Annotated in this window: 17 protein-coding genes; 11 read left to right on the forward strand and 6 right to left on the reverse strand. The window is 63.7% G+C overall.

Annotation, left to right across the window (positions count from 1 at the left end; genetic code table 11):
- Window positions 1–37: 37 nt before the first annotated feature.
- Both mctP and ACODSZ_RS13385 read right to left on the reverse strand, forming a co-directional pair.
- Window positions 38–1,534, reverse strand: a complete 1,497-nt coding sequence (gene mctP / locus ACODSZ_RS13380; protein WP_008331527.1) for a monocarboxylate uptake permease MctP — start codon at window positions 1,532–1,534, stop codon at window positions 38–40.
- Window positions 1,534–1,713 carry a DUF3311 domain-containing protein gene (locus ACODSZ_RS13385; RefSeq protein WP_175344172.1) on the reverse strand — a complete coding sequence of 60 codons (180 nt, stop codon included), beginning with the start codon at window positions 1,711–1,713 and terminating at the stop codon, window positions 1,534–1,536. The genes mctP and ACODSZ_RS13385 overlap by 1 nt, the downstream gene beginning before the upstream one ends.
- Before the next feature lie 114 nt (window positions 1,714–1,827).
- Here ACODSZ_RS13385 and ACODSZ_RS13390 point away from each other — a divergent pair, with 114 nt between their 5' ends.
- From ACODSZ_RS13390 to ACODSZ_RS13400, 3 genes are all read left to right on the forward strand, one after another.
- The gene (locus ACODSZ_RS13390) at window positions 1,828–1,965 is read left to right on the forward strand and encodes a hypothetical protein (protein WP_488927771.1); all 138 of its coding nucleotides are present in this window, start codon (window positions 1,828–1,830) and stop codon (window positions 1,963–1,965) included.
- A 65-nt stretch (window positions 1,966–2,030) separates the two neighbouring features.
- Window positions 2,031–2,888 carry an NAD-dependent protein deacetylase gene (locus ACODSZ_RS13395; protein WP_488927772.1) on the forward strand — a complete coding sequence of 286 codons (858 nt, stop codon included), beginning with the start codon at window positions 2,031–2,033 and terminating at the stop codon, window positions 2,886–2,888.
- 33 nt (window positions 2,889–2,921) lie between these two features.
- Window positions 2,922–3,959, forward strand: coding sequence for an Lnb N-terminal periplasmic domain-containing protein (locus ACODSZ_RS13400; protein WP_488927773.1), 1,038 nt, complete (start codon window positions 2,922–2,924; stop codon window positions 3,957–3,959).
- A gap of 143 nt (window positions 3,960–4,102) precedes the next feature.
- On the opposite strand, the gene ACODSZ_RS13405 is transcribed toward ACODSZ_RS13400, so the two are convergent.
- Window positions 4,103–5,440, reverse strand: coding sequence for a fimbrial protein (locus ACODSZ_RS13405; protein ID WP_237713578.1), 1,338 nt, complete (start codon window positions 5,438–5,440; stop codon window positions 4,103–4,105).
- 383 nt (window positions 5,441–5,823) lie between these two features.
- On the opposite strand from ACODSZ_RS13405, the gene ACODSZ_RS13410 reads away from it, so the two are divergent.
- The 7 genes from ACODSZ_RS13410 to ACODSZ_RS13440 all read left to right on the forward strand — a co-directional run bounded on the left by ACODSZ_RS13410 (window position 5,824) and on the right by ACODSZ_RS13440 (window position 15,370).
- Window positions 5,824–6,351: a fimbrial protein gene (locus tag ACODSZ_RS13410; RefSeq protein ID WP_008331518.1), complete on the forward strand. Its 528-nt coding sequence runs from the start codon at window positions 5,824–5,826 to the stop codon at window positions 6,349–6,351.
- A gap of 125 nt (window positions 6,352–6,476) precedes the next feature.
- A complete protein-coding gene (locus tag ACODSZ_RS13415; protein ID WP_175344167.1) occupies window positions 6,477–7,181 on the forward strand; it encodes a fimbrial biogenesis chaperone in 705 nt (234 codons plus the stop codon).
- 10 nt (window positions 7,182–7,191) lie between these two features.
- The gene (locus ACODSZ_RS13420; protein WP_488927774.1) at window positions 7,192–9,804 is read left to right on the forward strand and encodes a fimbria/pilus outer membrane usher protein; all 2,613 of its coding nucleotides are present in this window, start codon (window positions 7,192–7,194) and stop codon (window positions 9,802–9,804) included.
- An 80-nt stretch (window positions 9,805–9,884) separates the two neighbouring features.
- Window positions 9,885–10,571, forward strand: coding sequence for a fimbrial biogenesis chaperone (locus tag ACODSZ_RS13425; RefSeq protein ID WP_488927775.1), 687 nt, complete (start codon window positions 9,885–9,887; stop codon window positions 10,569–10,571).
- A gap of 11 nt (window positions 10,572–10,582) precedes the next feature.
- Entirely contained in the window at window positions 10,583–11,440 is an 858-nt protein-coding gene (locus tag ACODSZ_RS13430) for an EAL domain-containing protein (RefSeq protein ID WP_175344164.1), read from the forward strand.
- Window positions 11,430–12,089, forward strand: coding sequence for a response regulator (locus ACODSZ_RS13435; RefSeq protein WP_034350906.1), 660 nt, complete (start codon window positions 11,430–11,432; stop codon window positions 12,087–12,089). The genes ACODSZ_RS13430 and ACODSZ_RS13435 overlap by 11 nt, the downstream gene beginning before the upstream one ends.
- 8 nt (window positions 12,090–12,097) lie before the next feature.
- Window positions 12,098–15,370 (forward strand): hybrid sensor histidine kinase/response regulator, encoded by a 3,273-nt coding sequence (locus ACODSZ_RS13440; RefSeq protein WP_488927776.1) that lies wholly within the window; start codon window positions 12,098–12,100, stop codon window positions 15,368–15,370.
- A 43-nt stretch (window positions 15,371–15,413) separates the two neighbouring features.
- Here ACODSZ_RS13440 and ACODSZ_RS13445 read toward each other — a convergent pair whose 3' ends face one another.
- Entirely contained in the window at window positions 15,414–16,430 is a 1,017-nt protein-coding gene (locus ACODSZ_RS13445) for an AraC family transcriptional regulator (RefSeq protein ID WP_008331510.1), read from the reverse strand.
- Window positions 16,431–16,855: 425 nt separating this feature from the next.
- Here ACODSZ_RS13445 and ACODSZ_RS13450 point away from each other — a divergent pair, with 425 nt between their 5' ends.
- A complete protein-coding gene (locus ACODSZ_RS13450) occupies window positions 16,856–17,758 on the forward strand; it encodes a LysR family transcriptional regulator (protein WP_175344161.1) in 903 nt (300 codons plus the stop codon).
- Window positions 17,759–17,839: 81 nt separating this feature from the next.
- On the opposite strand, the gene catA is transcribed toward ACODSZ_RS13450, so the two are convergent.
- Both catA and ACODSZ_RS13460 read right to left on the reverse strand, forming a co-directional pair.
- A complete protein-coding gene (gene catA, locus ACODSZ_RS13455) occupies window positions 17,840–18,751 on the reverse strand; it encodes a catechol 1,2-dioxygenase (protein WP_488927777.1) in 912 nt (303 codons plus the stop codon).
- Between the two features lie 64 nt (window positions 18,752–18,815).
- Entirely contained in the window at window positions 18,816–19,976 is a 1,161-nt protein-coding gene (locus ACODSZ_RS13460; RefSeq protein ID WP_488927778.1) for a muconate/chloromuconate family cycloisomerase, read from the reverse strand.
- Window positions 19,977–20,125 lie beyond the last annotated feature (149 nt).

The raw sequence follows: 20,125 nt of genomic DNA on the forward strand, positions 1-20,125 counted from the left end.
GAGACATCGCACCCGAAGGTAGCGATGTCTCTTTGCATCAACGCTTCAATGCAGGCTGCGAGCCCTTGCCCAGGATCAGGTTGGCAATGACGGCGACCACCACGTTCAGGGCCAGCGCAATGATGCCGGTGTAGAGCGTATAGGTCTGGCCGCTGACGATGAAGCTGTGCACCGGCTTGATGCCGTCGGTGAAGGCCAGCCAGCTGCCGCCGATGATGCCCACGGCCCAGCCGCACAGCAGCGCGCGGGCACCGAACCAGCTCACGAAAAGCCCGAAGACCAGCGCCGGGAAGGTTTGCAGGATCCACACGCCGCCCAGCAATTGCAGGTCCAGCGCGAACTTGGTCGGCAGGAACAGGATGAACACCAGCGCACCGAACTTGACCACCAGCGACACCACCTTGGCCACCTTGGCTTCACCTTCGTGGCTGATGCCAGGATTGACGTAGGGCTTCCAGAAGTTGCGGGTGAAGAGGTTGGAGGCACCGATGGACATCACCGCCGCTGGCACCAACGCACCGATGGCGATAGCGGCAAAGGCGAAGCCCGCAAACCAGCTCGGGAAGAGGCCATTGAACAGCGCCGGCACGACGTCGTTGTTGGCCTGCACCTTGATGCCAGCCGCGTAGGCCATGTAGCCCAGCAGCGCGATCAGTCCCAGCAGCACCGTATAAGCCGGCAGGAAGACGGCGTTCTTGCGGATGGTATTGGCATCCTTGGCCGCGAAGATGCCGGTCAGGGTATGCGGATACATGAAGGCCGCCAGTGCCGAGCCCAATGCCAGCGAGGCGAAGGGCAGGAACTGCGTGGGCTTCAAGGTCAGGCCGGTGGCACCACCCTTGAGCGCAAAGGCCTCGCGTGCCGAGTTGAACACCGCGCCATAGCCACCCAGCTTGGCCGGTACCACCACCACCGCCACCAGCACCACGATGTAGATCATGATGTCCTTGACGAAGGCGATGAGCGCCGGAGCCCGCAGGCCGGCCGAGTAGGTGTACAGCGCCAGGATCACGAAGGCCGCCAGCAGCGGCAGTTCACCACTCAGGCCCAGGGCCTTGATGACCACTTCCATACCGATGAGCTGCAAGGCAATGTAGGGCATGGTGGCGATCACACCGGTCAGTGCGATGGCGAACTCCAGGGGACGCGACTGATAGCGTCCCCACACCACATCGGCGGCCGTCACGTGGCCGGCCTTGTGGGCGGCATGCCACAGCTTGGGCATGATCACGAACACGATGGGATAGACCAGGATGGTATAGGGCAGGGCGAAGAAGCCATAGGCTCCCACCGCATAGACCAGTGCCGGCACTGCAATGACGGTATAGGCGGTATAGAAGTCGCCACCGACCAGGAACCAGGTGATCCAGGTCCCGAAGTTGCGGCCGCCCAGGCCCCACTCATCGAGATGGGCCCCCTTGTTGCTGCTACCGCCGGCCATCCATTTGGAGGCCAGAAAGCCCATCACGGTGACCAGGGCAAAGAAGAACAGGAAGACCCAGAGTGCGGTCCAGTGGATGTTGGACGCCTCCATTATTGGACTCCCTTCTTCAGGCCATCACGATAGACCAGCCAGATGATGAACGATGTCAGCGGCACCCACGCAAACTGGTACCAGTAGAAGAAGGGGAAGCCGAACAGGCTGGGCAATTCGGCGTTGTAGAAGGGGACCCAGAGCAGGCCGATGAAAGGCAGCAGAAGTAATAGCCGCATGATTGATGCTCCTCGAACTTTTGGCGGAAGAATTTTTATGTCGGCGCCGCCCGGCCTTGCGGGCCTGGGGCGCCTTGAAAGTTGCAGGCGAATTATAGGGAGAATCCGGCAAACGTGTTCGATCTCGGCCAGGTGAGCCGGCAGGATGAGCGGATCCAGGACAGTTCCGCGAACGCCGTTGGCGCGCTGGTCGCTTATCCGGCCCTGTTGACGACCTTGGGTGGACTGCACGGCCTGCATCGATACGCCTGAGCTCTGCAGGCTTGCGTGAATTCGCGTAGGCTGGCGGCTGTCCTGATTTTCCAGCGAGTTAGCCCATGAGCCCGAGCCCGTCCGTTGCCGAGGAGGCCGTCGATCTCCTGCCCGCGCTGGCGCAATTGCTCAAGACCCATCGTCAGGTGCTGGTCCTGACCGGCGCCGGCGTCAGCACGGCCTCCGGCATCCCCGATTATCGTGACGACAGTGGTGCGCGTCGTGGCCGCCTGCCCATACAAGGGGCCGAGTTTCGCCAGTCCGAAGCAGCCCGCAAGCGCTACTGGGCGCGCAGCATGCTGGGCTGGCCGCGCCTGGCACAGGCCGCGCCCAATGCAGCGCATCGGGCGCTGGCGCGACTGCAGCAGGCCGGTTACCTCGGCAGCATCCTCACCCAGAATGTCGATGGCCTGCACCAGCGGGCGGGCAGCGGCGAGGTGACCGAACTGCACGGCAGCATCCATGCGGTACGCTGCCTGGGCTGCAGCACGGTCTATCCACGTGCCCAGATCCAGCAGGAGCTGCTGCGCGGCAATCCCGATTTCGTCCATCTGCAGGCCGAGGTCCTGCCCGATGGCGACGCCCGGCTGGAACCGGAGGCCGATGCCGCCTTTCATGTACCGACCTGCGCAGCCTGTGGTGGCATGCTGCAACCGGACGTGGTGTTCTTCGGTGATGGCGTACCGGCCGCACGCAGTGCAAAGGCCGAAGCGATGGCCCGGAGCTGCGATGCCATGCTGGTGATAGGTTCTTCGCTGATGGTGTTGTCGGGCTTTCGCTTTGCGCGCATGGTGGCCGCTGCGGGCAAACCGGTGGTGGCAGTCAATCGCGGCATCACGCGCGCCGATGGATTGCTGGCCTTCAAGTTGCGCGAGGATGCCGACGCGGTCTTGCCGCGCCTGGCGAGTTTGCTGGGGGCCTGAGCGGCGCCTTGATCAAGCCGGGGATGGATGCCGATGGGGCTGGTACATGCTGTGATGATGATGGTGTTGGTCCTGCTCACGCTGGGCCTGGCGATATGGGGCGGGTTTGCGTTGTGGTTCCAGCTTGCGCGGGCCGCATGGCTGCGCATCGCGGCCATCGCACTGTGGAGTCTGCCGTCGGCTGCGACGCTGGCGCTGGTGGCTGGGATGCCGGGGCTGCCCGGCCTCCCGCTTTCCTTGCGCTGGGGGCCAGTGCTGTTGGTGCTGGCCGGTATCGCCATGGCGGGCTGGTGGAGTGGTATCCGCCCCAGTCATGAGCGCGACTGGGCTGACGATGTGGCGCGCATGCTGGTGTCGCAGGTGCGGGGCGATGTCGTCAAACTGGACAATGTGCGCAATTTCACCTGGCGCACTGAGAGCGACTACGACATCGTCTGGGAATCGCGCCAGGTTGATCTGTCGCAACTGGTCTCGGCCGATCTGCTGCTGTCCTACTGGATGGGGCCGGCCATTGCCCACACGCTGGTGTCCTTCGGTTTTGCCGATGGTCCGCCTCTGGTGTTCTCCCTGGAGATCCGGCGCGAACGCGGCGAGGCCTTCTCCGCCCTGGGCGGATTCTTCCGCAAGTTCGAGACCGTCATCGTTGCTGCCGATGAGCGCGACATCATCCTTACCCGCACCAACGCACGCGGTGAGGATGTGTATCTGTATCGTCTGCAATTGCGTCCGGATCAGTTGCGCAAGGTCTTCCTCGGTTATCTCGAACGCGCGGCGCAATTGTGCGAGCGCCCGCGTTTCTACAACACCCTCACCAGCAACTGCACCACCATCGTGTTCGAACTGGCACGCCGTCTCTCGTCCTCCCTGCCGCTGGACTATCGACTGCTGCTCTCCGGCTACTTTGCCGAGTATGTATTCGACCACGGTGTGCTGACGCCGGGCTACAGCTTCGCTCAATTGCACCAGGCCGGGCGTATCACCGAGCGCGCTTTACAAAGCGGCCTGCAGCAGGACTACAGCGAGCGCATCCGGCGGGGTGTGCCGGGCATCGCTCCTGCCCAGTGGCGTTGAAACGGGTTGTGCATGCGCAGCCCGATCTTCGCGCAGGTTACGGCAGCCTGGCCAGAGGCCGGGGCCAGCGCGGAAATACCTTGTTGCCGAATTGATGGAACTGAACCGGGCGAAGCCTCAGACGCCGCGTGCCCTGTGCACTTTTACTGCACCTTGACGATGACATAGGCGGTAGCAAACACCCGTCCTGCGGCCACGGTTTGTCCAGGCAGCTTTTGCAGCGTGGCCGTCAGCCGCTTCTCTACCGTGAATTGAGACACCGGCGTTGCCGGTGCCGGGGCGGGTGGCGGGCAGCGTGCTGCATTACCGGTATCGAGCCGATACCAACCGGCATTACGTCCGGCCGGCAAGGGGCTGGACATCCATTGTCCGGCCAGCGGCGAACTGAGGAACAGCATCGGCTGCTGGCCTTCGCTGTCGCTAAGGCTGATGCCCACTCCTCTGGCCAGCGAAGGATCAAGGCCGTAATTGTCGGAGAGCAGAAAACGGACCCCCTGGTCCTGATTGACATACCCCAGTTGCCGCGCTGCCGCCAGCGCGCCCGGCGAAACCTGGATACCGAAGGCGGTCTGGTTGTCGTCGGTGCCCGCTGCGCTCGGCGGTCTTGCATTGACCCCCTCGTCGCAGCGGAAGGCCAGCGTGAATTCCACCTGCCGTGTTTCGCCCCGTCTGAGTTCTTCTTCCGAGATCGTCGGAAAAACCACTTCCGGGGTCACGTTCTGGACCACGCATGACGGCAGCACGCTCAGGGTGGCCGCCTGGCGCATGCCGAAGGCGATGCCGTTGGCGGCGCCGAAGAACAGGAAGCGCGTCGCGTGATCTTCGCCATCATCATCCATGTCCCCGCTGGCGCGGTTGTAGCCAGGGCCGCGCAGCATCAGATAGCCATTGGGCTGCAGGCATCGGTAGGGAACGGCGGCCTGTCGCGTGGTGTCCGGACGGTCGCCGCACCAGTTGCTGGTACCCGTCCCGGGACTGAGATCGGAGACGCGGGCAATCTCGGCCTTGATGGGGCTGAGATGTTTGGCGCGGATCAGAATCTTCTTGCGGGCTTCATCGATGTCATAGCTGTCCAGTCGGGCGGACTGGTAATAACGCGAAAACACCTTGCCCGAACGCAGATGCGTAAGTCTGATCGCTACGCCGGGAAACCAGGTCCGGTAAAAGCCGGCGAGACCATCCTGTCTGCCAATCTCGGCAAAGCCGCCAACACGGTCATCGCCATTGGTGGAAAACACCTCCGAGATTTGTCCGGCATCGGCCAGGTCACAGGTCCACAGCAGCGTATCGCCGCTGATGCCGGAGGCCTCCGCCGCCGTGGCGACGGCACTGCCCAGCATGGTTCCGGCAGGCTGGAGCGCCGTGCTGGCGAGGTTGATGCGGCCGAACCAGAACTGGGATGAACCGCCATCGCTCAATGGCGTGAAGGGATACTCGATACGATTGTTGCGCTTGCAGAGTGCGTGGCTCGGGACCGACAACAGACACAGTACGAGCGCCGCGAGCAGCCACCGCACATGTCGCGACGGCCACCTGGGGTGAGATGCGCCAGGGCGGCAGCGATCGGATGGGCGAGCGGTCAAGGAAAGACTCCGGTGAGTACGTGGAAGCCACGCATGCTCGCGCACATGAACCGTCCGATCAATGGGCCTGCGCCTCACTGCGCATGGGCGTGCGCCCATTGACGACAGCGGGCGGCGCTTGGGATTTCGCCCATGTGCCAATCAGACTGGGCCAGGCATATCTTGGGGGTGTACCGATTCTTGCGCATCGCGGGCTTGCCTATGATGCGACTGGTGCCGGACACATAGCGGTTGGTGTCGGCACTCTTTGTGGATCAACCGAATTCTCCCAGGGGATAATCATGAAAAAGCATCTTGTAATTGCGCTGCTGGTCTCGCCGTCAGTGGTGCTGGCAGCAGGCAGTACCATCAATTTCCGTGGCCAGGTCAACAGCCAGACCTGTCAGGTGACGGTAGATGGCGCGGCCAATCCGGTCGTGTTGCTGCCCACCGTGGCCACGGGCGACCTGGCCGCGGCAGGCAGCTCGGCGGGCGAGACGCCCTTCGTGGTCAGTGTCAGTGGCTGCAAGGCATCGGCTACCGAAAAGCTCAAGATCAAAACGCAATTCCTGGCCAGCGCCGCCACCAGCGGCAACAACATTCCCAACCTGGGCAGTGCCAAGAACGTGGCACTGCAATTGCGTCAGAGCGTCGGCGGTGATCCGATCAAGCTGGTCGGTGGCAGTGGCGTGTCGGCCGAGGGACTGGAAATCGCCGCTGGCGGCACCAGTGCTTCGCACACCTTCGCCGTACGCTACATCGCCGAAGGCGGTGCTGCAGAGGCCGGCTCGGTGATCGGATCGGTGCAGTACGCCCTCGACTACTTCTGATGCGCCCATCCGGGTGCGGACTTCCATTTCCCGTTCGTATCACTTGCGTCGCTGCCAGGATGCTTCCTGGTAGCGCTTCTCCCGTTTTTCCGATGAAAAGAACAAGCCCGCTTGCAGGTCTGCTCATGCTGCTGGTCTTCATGTTGAGCGCCGATGCCAGTGCCAGTGTGACCATGTTGGGCACACGCGTCGTCTATCCGGCCGATGCCGGCGAACAGATCCTGCGCTTCAGCAATCCCGACGATCACCCCAATCTGGTACAGCTCTGGCTGGATGATGGTCACGCCGCCCGACCCGATGGGCTGGCCTCTCCCTTCCTCGTCATTCCGCCGGTATTTCGGGTCGAGCCGCATGGGGGCCAGGTAGTGCGACTGTCCTATGTGGGGGATGCGCTGCCGCAGGACCGGGAGTCGCTGTTCTTTCTCAACTTCCTCCAGGTGCCGGCGCTGAAGGCCGCTTCGGTCAATGACAATCAACTGGTGCTCACCGTACGCAGCCGCATGAAAGTCTTCTATCGTCCGGCGGCATTGGCCGCCGAGGCCGATGCCGCGCGGGCACCGGATGCACTGTCCTTTGCCATTGAGCTCGGCGATGGCGCGGCCAGCATGGTCGTGCGCAATGCCAGTGGCTATCATCTGATGGTGCAACAGGCTGATCTGCTGCTGGGCGACCAGAGGCAGGTGCTGGCCAGGACCACCGTGATCCAGCCTTTCCAGGAATTGCGCTGGTCGCTGGAGCGCATGCCGGCCGACCTGGCCGGTATGCGCATGCAGCTGCGTCTGCTCAACGATGTCGGGGTGGAAGTGCAACGCGACTATCCCGTGCGTTGAGGAGGCGACGGTGAGAACGCATTGCTCGCCCCTGCGGCGCGTGGCCGTCTCGGCCTTGTCGCTCGGGACTGCCATGGTTGCCTGGCCGGCCGCTACGGCGGCGCAGCCGGAGAGCGACTATCGCTTTCTGGAGGCGCTGGAGATGGCCTCGCCCATCAACAAGGGCAGCCTGTCGCGTTTCAACCGGGTGGGTAATGTCGAGCCCGGTATCTACAGCGTGGATGTGTATGTCAATGGCAGCTTCAGCCATCGCCGTTCGCTGCGCTTTGATCTGGTGGAAGGACTGGGCGCGGCGGCCTGTTTCAAGGCCGAGGATGCCGTCCTGCTCGATCTGCGGCAGGATCTGATCGCCAAGCTGGGTCCACGCGAATGCGCCCGCATCGACGAGTTGGCCACCGGCGCGCAGGCCGTGTTCGATCTCTCCCGCCTGCGGCTGGACGTCAGTCTGCCGCAGTCGCAACGCAATCACGTGGCGCGCGGCTATGTCGATCCGGCGCTCTACGATGCCGGTGAAAGCATGGGCTTCCTCAACTACAGCATCAGCCAGTATTACGCCCATACCGCCCAGGGCAGCAGCAGTTCGCTCTACGGTTTCACCAACAGCGGCATCAATCTCGGCTTGTGGCGGCTGCGCCAGCAAGGCAGCCTGGGTTATGACAGCCGCAACGGACTGCGCTGGAATCCGGTACGCACCTATGCCAGGCGTGCATTGCCGCACTGGACCAGCGAACTGACGGTGGGAGAGAGCTATACCTCCGGCAAGCTGCTCTCGGGGCTGGCCTATCAGGGGGTTGAACTGAGTACGGATGAGCGCATGCTGCCCGATTCGTTGCGCGGCTATGCGCCGGTCATTCGCGGCAGTGCCCGCAGCAATGCCCAGGTCATCGTCAGCCAGAAGGGACGCGATATCTACCGCACCACGGTCGCGCCGGGCAGTTTCGTGATCGATGATCTGTATCCGACCAGCTACAACGGGGATCTCGATGTCACGGTGATCGAGGCCGATGGCACGCGTTCGCACTTCAGCGTGCCGTATTCGGCCTTGCCGGAATCGATGCGGCCCGGCAGTTCCCGTTACAGCATCACGCTGGGACGAACGCGCGATACCGATACCAGCCTGCCTTTCGTCGATGCCCTGTACCAGCGCGGCGTGAGCAACAGCATGACAGGCAGCCTGGGGGTGCGGGCCGCACCGGCCTATCAGTCGGTAGTGTTGGGGAGTACTCTGGCCGGCAAGCTGGGCGCAGCGGGATTGACGCTGAATTATTCACATGCCGATACCGGCGGCGGTGCGCGCGGCGGCTGGATGATGGGTCTGTCCTATTCGCGGGCCTTCGATGCCACCGGCACGCAGTTCTCGATTGCCAGTTATCGCTACTCGACCTCGGGTTACCGGGAACTGGTCGATGTGATCAGCGAGCGCCAGGCGCGACGTACCGGTTTTTCATCGCTGGCCAGCTCCAACAGCTACCAGCAGCACTCGCGCGTGGATCTTTCGCTGAGCCAGCAATTGGGCAGTATGGCTTCCCTCTATCTCTCCGGCCTGACCCAGACCTTCCATCATGACCGCAGCCGCATCACGCAATTGCAGTTCGGTTATTCGACCCTGTGGCGCAATGGTGTGAGTCTGAACCTGGCCTTCCAGCGGCAGCAGGTCAGCCGTGTCGCGCGCAACCCGGATGACTTGCAAGGGAGGCCGGCCGCGCTGGCGCAAGCGGGCTCCTCGTTGATGCTCTCGCTGTCGATCCCGCTGGGTAGTCCGGGCGGGGAGCGGCCGATATTGAGTACCTCCATGGTCAGGGCACAGCAGCAGGATCTTTATCAGACGCAGGTCTCCGGCATGCTGGCCGGCCAGCGCCATCTCAGCTACAGCGCGGGCGCCAGCCATATGCCGGGCGGCCAGCAGGACAGCCTCAACGGCAACATCGGAGTGCGTTTGCCCAAGGCCAACCTCAATGTCAACCTGGCGCGCGGGCGGGACTACTGGCAGGCCGCCGGCAATGTGCGCGGTGCCCTGGCGGTGCATGCGGGTGGCATTACCCTGGGTCCCTACCTGGGCGACACCTTTGCCCTGGTCGAGGCCAAGGGAGCAGAAGGTGCGCGCCTCTTCAATGGTCAGGGTGCCGTGATCGACAGCCATGGCTACGCATTGCTGCCTTCCCTCTCGCCCTATCATCGCAATGTGGTCGAGCTGGCGGCCAGTAGCAAGAGTCACAAGACCGAACTGCTGGAAAGCCAGCGTACGGTGATTCCCTATGCCGGTGCCACCCTGAAGCTCAGCTTCAGGACACGCACCGGCCATGCCCTGTTGATCCGCCTGCACCGCGATGACGCCATCCCGCTGCCCATGGGCGCCGACGTGCTCGACGCGCAGGGCAGTGTAATCGGCATGGTGGGTCAGGGCAGCCAGGCCTATCTGCGTACCGACCAGTTGCAGGGGGAGTTGTTGGTGCGTTGGGGCGATGGTCAGCAGGAACGTTGTACGGCCCGCTATGACCTGCAAGCTCAGGACCTGGAGCAGGCGCTGATCCGGCTGCAGGCCGCCTGTACCGCTGCACCGCGCCGGGCTGAATTCCTGCCGGCGCAAGCTGTGCCGCCGGGCGTGACGGGGGCCGCGCAATGAGTCGCTGTGCGATGCCTGGGTTGGCGCGGTGCCTGCTGCTGTCGATGATGTTGTTTGGTGCTCGCGCCGAGGCGGGATTGATGCCCGAACGCACCCGGCTGGTCTTCAGCCAGGGGGCCGGCGAGCTCAGCCTGCGGCTGGCCAACACCAACCCCCATGCCGTAGTGGTGCAGAGCTGGGTGGACCAGGGCGAGGGAAGTCATGCACCGGATACCGTGCAGTCTGCGCTGTTCGTCATGCCTGCTGTGCAGCGGCTGCCGGCGCAGGCGATCAGCCAGGTCCGGGTGTTGTATACCGGCGAGCCGTTGCCGGTGGACCGCGAGTCGGTGTTCTGGCTCAATCTGTACGAGATTCCGATCCTGCCTGACCCGCCGCCGGGAGGTGCACCGCGCCTGCTGCTGGGACTCAATACCCAGATCAAGGTGTTTTATCGCCCGCCTGGCGTTGCCGATCCGGGCCCGCAGTGGGCCGATGCACTGCACTTCCGCTTGCAACGGCAAGCCGGACAATGGGTGCTGGTCTGCCGCAATGACAGCCCCTACTTTGCTTCCTTCGCCAGCTTGCGGATCAGCGACGGCCTGCATCAATTCGTGCCGCGCCTGGCGCCCGAGCAGATGGCGCCGCCCCACGGCGAACAGATCTTCGTGCTGTCCGAGGACGATGCCGCGCTGACATGGCAGCACCCGCGCCTGGAGTTCCAGCTCATCGATGACACGGGACGAGCCAGTGACCACATGCGTCCATTGACGCCGCTCAACCTGCCCTGAACGGAGTTTTCATGCTTGCCCCAGCCCAGTGCGGGCGCTCTGCGCCCAACCCGCCCATGGAGCGCGCCCACTTGCTGCAGGCCCTGCGGCGCCGCCAGTTCCAGCCCTTCCTGCAGCCCATCGTCGGGGTGGACGGGGCCTGGCAGGGCGCCGAGATACTGATGCGCTGGCAACACCCGCAAGCCGGTGTATTGGCCCCGACCATCTTTCTTGAACGTCTGTCCGATGAAGGCTTGCTGGCGGCTACGACACGCCAGATGCTGCATCAGGTCCGCGTGGCCTGGGAGAGGGCGCCGGCGTGCCTGCGGCAACCCTTCGTGTTGTCCTTCAACGCCTGCGGCGAGCAGTTGCAGAGCGAGGCGCTGGTGGCCCAATGCCAGGCATGGTTGCACCGACTGCAATGGCCGCAGCTGCGGTTGATGATAGAGATGCCCGAGCGCGGCGCCGACCTGGGGCCGGAGTATTGTCGCAGCCTGTTTGCCCAGTGCGAGCGGGCCGATATCGCCATCGCCCTGGATGATTTCGGCGTTGGCGATGCGCGCCTGCACCAGTTGGCCTGCGGTCGCATCAGTTGTCTCAAGCTCGATCGATCATTTGTTGCTGCCATGCAGGACAATTCCCTGTACAGTCGCCTCATTGAAACCATCGTGACTCTGGCCGCCGAATTCGATGCCATCGTCACCGCCGAAGGCATCGAGACACTATGGCAGTGGCAGCGCTTGCGCCAGATGGGGGTACGGCGCTTCCAGGGATATTATTTCGCCAGACCGCTGGCGATGCCGGACTTCTTCCGGCAGATGCAGCGCCGCCGGAGTGTGACGGCCACGATTGAACCAGCGCGGGAAAGAGGGGGCCAGCATGGCGACTAAGGGGACAACGATACGGGTCGGGATCGCCGATGATTATCCGGTGGTGTTGCGAGGCATCGAAGCCATCCTGGCGACTTGCCCCGATCTCGTCCTGGCCTTCTCGGCCGAGAGCATCGCGCAGCTCATGGCCTGCCTGGAGCGCGAGCCGGTGGACGTGCTGCTGTGCGACTACGCCTTCGATGATGATCCGCACGCCGACGGCCTGGATCTGCTCAAGCGGCTGCGGCGCCAGCATCCGGCGATGAAGGTCATCTTCCTCAGTGCCCATGCCCAGCCGCAGATCATCTCCAGCGCACTGGAGCTGGGTGCGGCCGGTTTCATCGGCAAGAATCGCAGCGATTTCGTGAACCTGCCGCAAGCCGTCTGCAGTGTCCGGAACGGTCAGGTCTACCTGCCGCAGTCGCTGGCGTCGGCCTTGCTGGGCAGTCTCTTCAACGTCAACGCACGCCAGAGCGGACTGGCCCAATTGTCCGAGCGTGAGCTGGTGGTAGCGCGCATGATCTGCCAGGGGATGTCCATCAGCGCCATTGCCGAGCGGCTGCATCGCAGTCCCAAGACCATCAGCAACCAGAAGGTGGCCGCCATGAAGAAGCTGGGCGTGAGCAATGATGTTGAACTGAGCCGGGTCTTCCAGAACCTGGGCGACTGAGGCCATCCATGCCGCGCCAGATCCTTGCACTGTCGGAGCGCTATTACCGGCGGTTGCTGTATGGCTGCGCCAGCTTGCTGTCGGTGGCCATCGTCTGTGCCATGGTGTTTTTGGGCTATAGCGCCTTTGCGCAGTTCCGAGAGCGCCAGATCGGCAGCTTCACCAGCAAGCGCGAGCAGATCAAGTCGGAGGTGGATCGTCTCACCGCGCGTGTCATCCAGTTTGCCGAGATGTATGCCCGTCTGCAGCATCTCTATAAAAAGGAATTGCTGGTGCTCGACAGCTACAGCGAGCGCGTCGACCCGGGCGAGATGAGCCGCAGTCCGGAGAGCCTGACGGTGGTGCCCTTCACGCTGCTCATCCGCGGCGATACCGCGGCCGACCGCCAGCGCCTGGCCGCGCTGCTGCTCCTGTTACGGCAGGCGTCGGCCCTGCCGATGTTCAATCCGGCCGAACCCGGGGTGACACTGGACGGTTTCATCTATACAGCTGACGCCGGCTTTCTGGCGGTGTCACCGCCGCTGTCGAACGAGGAAGAACAACAGGTGCGCCAGCTCGGCACCTCGCCCTTCATCAGTGCCATGAGCGCACCGGTGGATGCCGCCTTCGCCGCCGAACGCGAACGTGCGGCGCGCGCCCAGGGCAGTACCGGCCAGCGCGTACTGTGGATGAGCCCGGCCTTCAGTGCGCCGCTGCTGCGTTCGGCGGTCACCCGGCTGGCCGTGCGGATCGCGCTGGACAAGGGTGATCAGGCAACGGCCGTGTTCTCGGTCCCGGCCAGCCAGTTCCGCCAGTTCTTCATGAAGGATGAAGAGATGCCCGGCCTGATGGTCTTTGAAGGGCAGGGCAGCACCCGCTTGCTCAGCGAGCCCGACCCTGGCGTCAGTGCACTGTTGATGCGTCACATCGAAGAGCATGTGCGGCATGTCATGGATCCGCATGATCACGTCGGTCATTTCCACGAGGATGGCAGCTTCTTCATTGCCCAGACCATCGAGGGCCCCGAATGGGTGGTGGTGCTTACCTTCACCTGGCACGACGTGCTGGCCGGTTTGCAGGGCAATTTCACCACCGGGGCATTCTGGGGCCTGTTTGCGCTGCTCTTCGTCTGGGCTGCCACCTTGTACTTCGACCGTTGCGTGATCGGTCCGCTGCAGAAGAAGGCGCTGGCCATGGTCGAAAGCCGCCAGTTCAGCCAGACCATCATCGATACCCTGCCAGTCGGAATCGCCGTCTATGCGCCCGGTTCCGGCGAGGTGGTGCTGCGCAATGCGGTCGCGGCGCGAATGCTGGAACAGTCGGCGTTGCCCAGCGCTTCCTTCTATGCGCAGATCCTCACGGCGGTGCGGGTGGGAGACAATCTGCGCCAGGCCATGATCGAGGCCGAGCTGCCTCTGCGCGATGGCGCGGTCAGCCATCTGGGCGCGGTCTGGTCACGCACGCGCTTTTCCGGCCAGGATGTGCTGTTGCTGGGCATGATCGACCTCAACATGCAGAAGGCCCACGAAGCGCTCATGCGCGAAGCCAAGAGCATGGCCGACCGCGCCAACCAGGCCAAGTCCATGTTCCTGGCCCAGGTCAGCCACGAGATTCGTACCCCACTGCATGGCGCCATCGGGCATATGGAGTTGCTGGCGCGCGAGGATCTGCTGCCACCGCAGCGGCAGCGCATCGAACTGATACGCCATGCCTTCGACATGCTCATGGGTCTGGTCAACGACATCCTCGACATCACCAAGATCGAGTCACAATCCATCACGCTGGCCTCGGAGACCTTGCAGGTCAACGACTTGCTGGAACAGTGCGCACAACTGTTCGCTCCGTTGGCGCTGGACAAGGGACTGGCGTTGCGCTGCCTGCCCTCGGTGGAGCTGGAACAGCCCTTGCTCGGAGATTCCCGCCGACTCATGCAGATCCTGCACAATCTCGTGGGCAATGCCGTGAAGTTCACCGCCCGGGGCGCCGTCACGCTGTCGGTCCGGCCGTTGCGCCGCGAGCCTGCGCGCATGGTGCTGCGCTTCGAGGTCAGCGACACCGGTATCGGCGTCTCGACCGGTGCCCGCCAGCGCATCTTCAAGTCCTTGCAGCAGGCCGATGACAGCATCAGCCAGCGCTTCGGTGGAACCGGCCTGGGCTTGTCGTTGTGTCGCCGCCTGGCCGAGCTGATGGGTGGCGACATCACGCTCGACAGCGAGCTGGGCAAGGGCAGCGTCTTCGGTGCGCAAATCACCCTGTCGCTGCTCGATGCACGCCCCACACTGCCTGTCTTGCGCCCGCTGGCTGCTCAGATCGTGGTGCTGCATTGTCACGATGCGGACATGGCGGCCATGCTCCGTGACTATCTCACCAGCTGGGGTGCCGGGTACAGTGATGCGGCCGAGTCGTACGGGGCGGCGATCCATCTGGTCGCACCGGACTGCGTGGACGACTTCATCGCCAGCGCACCAAGCCGCTCCATGCAGGCCGTGCTGATCTGCCCTGATGCAGTCCCTCTCCCCAGCCTCGCCGCTGGCTGGCGGCAGGTCAGTGCCTTCGACCGGCAGACCTGGTTGCGCGCGCTGGCCAGACAGCCAGCAACGGCGGATGCACCGCCTGCCCCGCAGGTGGTGAGCGTAGCCAGCGGACTCGACGTGCTGGTGGTCGAGGATGACTATGTGAACCTGACCTTGATGCAGCAACAGTTGCAGACGCTGGGTTGTGCCTCCCCTCGTCTGGCACGCGATGGTCTGGAGGCGCTGGCGCAGTGGCAGATGCGTCCGGCCGATGTGCTCATCACCGACCTCGGCATCCCCGGTCTGGATGGCGTGGCGCTGGCCACCCGCGTGCGGGCGCAGCAGCCGCAGGCGCGCATCATCGCCACCACGGCGGCGGGTCCGGGCAGTCTGGCGCAATTGCCGGCAGCGCTGTTCGATGCTCTGCTCACCAAGCCAGCTTCGCTGCAACAGATGCAGGAGGTACTGGCGGGGCTGCTGAACACGGCGCCAGCGCCCCTGGCGCCCGCTGTGCAGGCGCTCCCGGGCGATCCGTTCGAGCGGGTATTGCGGGAGGCTTTCCGGCAGAGCTGGCCGCTGGAAAAGGACAAGCTGCAGCAGGCCATCGATAGCGCTGACCGTGAGCGTGTGGTGCGCATCCTGCATCGTCTGCAGGGCGGGCTGCAAGCCCTGGGATGGGATGCCCTCGCTGCGCGCAGCATCGCACTCCAGCAAGCCGTCACGGCAGGTGAGAGCACGGCGCTGGCGGCCTGCATGCAGTGGATGCAGGCCATCGAGGCTGCGACCTGAGTGCGGTCGACGGGTTACGGTTCGCTGCCCTGCACCGATATTTTCAGCGTGTCACGCTGCGCGTCTGCTTGGGCAATTCGCCGAAGCGCTCGCGATAGTAGGCCGAGAATCGCCCCAGATGGCCGAATCCGAATTCAAACGCGGTATCGGTGATGTTGGCGCCGGGATGCGTGAGCAGTCGTTCGCGCACGGCGTCGAGCCGGATATTGCGCAACAGGTCCATAGGCGCCACCCCATATTGCTGATGGCACAGCGCATTGAGCGCACGTACGCTCACGCCGGCCGCACCGGCCAGATCGGCCAGTGCCAGCGGCGCGCACAGGCGGCTGCGGATGTAGCGTTCCAGCATGTCCAGGCGCTGCAGCTTGCCTGCACCCACCAGGCTGTCTGCGGATTCGCTGGCCGCACGTTGACCGGCGGTGCAGGCATGTACGGGTTCGACCGTGCTGGTCAGTTGCGAGAGCAGGAATTGCGCAGCGCTGCGCTCGAAGTGCTGCACCCATTGCCCCTGTTCTGCCCCTTGAGCCGGCAAGGCCAGCACGCGCAGCAGTGATTGGATCAGCAAGTCCCAATAGGGGGCGGCCTGCTCCGGCAGCAGGAACACCGAGGGTACCTCCACAGGACCGCACTGGCCGATCGCGCGCAACTCCTCGAACAGTGCCAGCGGCACTTTCAGGATCAGTTGTTCGGAGCCTGCCTGCCACCACAGGCGCAGATTCCGTTTTGGTGCGATCAGCGCCGTCTGCCCCTGCGGGATGCACACCTTGCGGCCATCCGATTCGATCTCGGCACTGCCCGACAGGGTCATGTGTACCAGTGCGAAACCGTTGAAGGGGCGCGGACGCACGATCACCTCCGCGCCATACTTGAGCATGAAGATCTGCAACTGCTGGATCGCCGCCTTGAAGAGCACGGTATCGACATCGTCGCCCTTCCAGAACAGGTCATGTTCCGCCAGTTCATTGGCGACCTGGGCGTGACAGTCGACCTTGCGGGTGGAGTGAAAAACGCGGCGACGATACAAGGGCTCCAGACTGAGCGCGTGGACAGTGTTGAGCATGTTAACCTCTTAACGCGGCTCTTCCGCACGGGCCGGTGGCGGAAAAGCGGTGGTACCGGGTAGGGGTGCTGCTGCCTGCAGAGGGCGCGGGTGCCGGTCTGCCTTGCACCTTCATGGACGATGCGAACGGAGTGCGCGCTGTCTGCTTTCCCTCAGCCAGCGGCGGCTGCGTTCAGCCTCATGCAAGTGCAAGTTTCATGCCCGAGGTGGAAGGTCGTCGGCGGTGTGCAGGGCAAAGCGCGCCTGCGTGGGCGGGATGGATCATCTCGGTCTCCTCTACGGTCTTCTGGTCGGACCCTGCTGCCGTGGACGCGGGCCTCGTTGCTGTGGAGCACGGCTCTGCGGCCGGCTGATCGTCGATTCTATGCGGTCGGCGGATGAACGTACAATATCAGATCAGCATCATGGTATGCCTCGGAGGTAGTGTGGAACTGCGTCATCTCAAGTATTTCAATGCCGTCGCCAGCACGCTCAGTTTCAGCCGTGCAGCCGAACTGCTGCACATCGCCCAGCCGCCCCTGAGCCGGCAGATCCGCCAGCTGGAGGATCTCCTCGGCGCCGAGCTGATCGACCGTGCCTCGCGTCCGATTGCGCTTACCATGGCGGGCAAGTTTTTCTATGAACAGACCTTGCAGGTATTGTCCCGTCTGGAGCAGATCGAGGAAGGTACTCGCGTCATCGCCCGTGGCCAGCAGCACTGGTTCAACATCGGTTTCGTGCCCTCGGCGCTGTATGGCTTGCTGCCCGAGATGATCAAGCGTTTCCGCACCGATATGCCGGAAATTGAAATCGGATTTTCCGAGATCGTGACCATGGAACAGATCGAGGCGCTCAAGTCCGGACGTATCGATGTCGGCTTCGGACGCCTGCCCATCAGCGACCCTGACATCCTCTGCGAGACCATCGTGGAAGAGCCACTGGTGGCGGTGTTCCCGCTGGGCCATGCGCTGCAGGCGCGCAGCAAGGTGACGCTGGCGCAGCTGGCCGAGGAGCGCTTCATTCTCTATCCGGCAAGACCGCGTCCGAGTTATGCGGATCAGGTGCTGGAGCTTTTTTCCAGCCGCGCCCTGCGCCCGACCATCGTCAAGGAAGCCAATGAAATGCAGACGGCCATCGGCCTGGTGGCAGCGGGTGTCGGGGTCACGCTGGTGCCGCGTTCGGTGCAGGGGTTGCACCGTTCTGACGTGGTGTATCGACCCTTGTCCAACAAGGGGGTGTACTCACCGGTGATCATGAATTTCCGCGCCAATGATCGTTCGTTGTTGCTGGAAAAACTGCGGACGACCGCAGCAGAAATTGCACGGATGCAGGCAGAGCAATACCCCTGAACACCCTCGCGCAGTGCGCGCCAGGCAAGCTGCGCGGGCCATGCAGCTGCATGGCCCGTGGTCTTTCCGGTCAGCGCTGGATTACGCGGCCAGGCGCGGACGATTGATGTCGGCCTTGGGCAGGTCGTTCTGTTCCGGCAGCAGGTTGAAGTTGAATTCGATGGCATAGAAGGGCGCATCGACTTCGTGCTTGCGGATCTCGGCCGCATCGGTGACGTGCTTCAGTTCCGGCACCAGTCCCTCGCGGGTGGCGAAGGCGAAGTCATCCCACAGGTACGGATCGCCGGCGATGTTGATCTGCGTGGTCAGCTTGCGATAGCCCGGTACCGTGACGAAGAAGTGGATGTGCGCAGGACGGCTGCCGTGACGGCCCAGCTTGTTGAGCAGGCGGTCGGTGGCGCCACCCGGCGGCACGCTGTAGCCGACCGGTACGCGGCTGCGGAAGCGATAGCGGCCTTGGTCATCGGTGCGGATGGAACAGCGCAGGTTGAACGGGCTCTGCTCCGGATCGAAGAAGGAATAACGGCCCAGGTGGTTGGCGTGCCAGACTTCCACCAGCGCATTGGCCAGCGGCTTGCCGTGTTCGTCGAAGACCTGGCCCTGCATGAAGAGGGTATCGCCCGGCTGGGGATCCTTGTCCATGCGCGCAAAGCCCTTCTGCTCGGGTGCGCCCGACACGTACAGCGGTCCTTCGATGGTGCGCGGGGTGCCGCCCTGCACGCCGCGGCGGGCTTCGGCTTCATCCATGCGCAGGTCGAGGAAGTGCTCGAAACCCAGGCCGGCGGCGATCAGGCCGAACTCGCCCGACTTGCCGGCCGAGGTCAGATAATCCACGGCAGCCCAAAATTCTTCCGGCTGCACATCCAGGTCTTCAATCGTATAAAACATGTCGCGCACGAGGCGGTTGACGATGGTCTTGACACGCTGGTTGCCCTCCGCGAGTTCGGTGCTTTCGATTTTTTGCAGTACGGCGTCGATGGCTTTCTTGTCCACGTTGTCTCTCCTGTCTCTGGTTGGATATGTGTGGGGGTGGGTGCAGTCGGTCCGGGCCGATGGATCAGGCGACGGAGACCAGCGGGGTCTTGCGGTCGCGCCGCAGCGCGTTGACGCGATCTTCATCCAGGCTGATGCCCAGGCCGGGACCGCTCGGCAGTTCCAGGGCGAAGTCGCGGTAACGCAGCGGCGTGGCCAGGATTTCTTCGGTCAGCAGCAGCGGGCCGAACAGTTCGGTACCCCAGGCCAGCGTGCCGAAGGTGGCAAACAACTGGGCCGAGGCCATGGTGCCGATGGCGCCTTCCAGCATGGTGCCGCCATACAGCTCGACCTGGGCGGCAGCGGCGATGGCGGCCACCTGCTGCGCACCGGCCAGTCCACCGGACTGGTTGATCTTCACGGCGAACACATCGGCTGCGCCCACGCGGGCCAGTTGATAGGCATCCTGCGGGCCATGCAGGCTTTCATCGGCCATGATGGCGATACGGTTCTTCTGGCGCAGGCGATACAGGCCGTCGTGATTGGTGGCGGCAATGGGCTGTTCCACCAGGTCCACGCCGGCATCGGCCAGCATCTGCATGCCCAGCATGGCCTCGGTCTCGGTCCAGGCCTGGTTCACATCGACCCGCACGCTGCCGCGATCACCGAGGGCGCGCTTGATGGCGGCCACGTGGGCGCAATCCTGCTGCACGGTGCGCGCGCCGATCTTGAGCTTGAAGATGTTGTGGCGGCGCTGGGCCAGCATCTTCTCGGCCTCCTCGATGTCGCGCGCCGTGTCGCCGCTGGCCAGGGTCCAGGCGATGGGCAGGCTCTCGCGCACGCGGCCACCGAAGAGCGTGGACAGCGGCACGCCCAGGCGGCGCGCCAGTGCATCCGATAGCGCCGTCTCGATGGCGCATTTGGCGAAGCGGTTGCCTTGTACGTGCTCGGCAATGTGGTGCATGCGCGCGGCGACCTGGTTGGCATCGGCACCCAGCAGCAGCGGCGTGATGTAGGTGTCGATGTTGACCTTGATGCTTTCCGGGCTTTCTTCGCCATAGGCCAGGCCGCCGATGGTGGTGGCCTCGCCCCAGCCGGTCACGCCATCGTTGCCCGTGATGCGCACCAGCACCAGGGTCTGGCGGTGCATGGTGGTCATGGACAGGCGGTGCGGGCGGATGGTGGGGACGTCCAGTAGCAGAACCTCTACGGTTTCGATGGAGGTGGCGGGCAAGGTGGAATTCAAGATGCTGTCCGTGTAGAAAAAAGGGCGAAAGCTGACAAGTGCTGACTCGAACTGGATGATAGAAACAAAGCTGCCCGAATGTCCAAGACCGATTCAGGCATGCTGCATACCTTTTGGGTATAACGTCGCGGACTGCAAAAAACGGACAA

It is taken from the genome of Herbaspirillum sp. FG34, assembly GCF_057809315.1.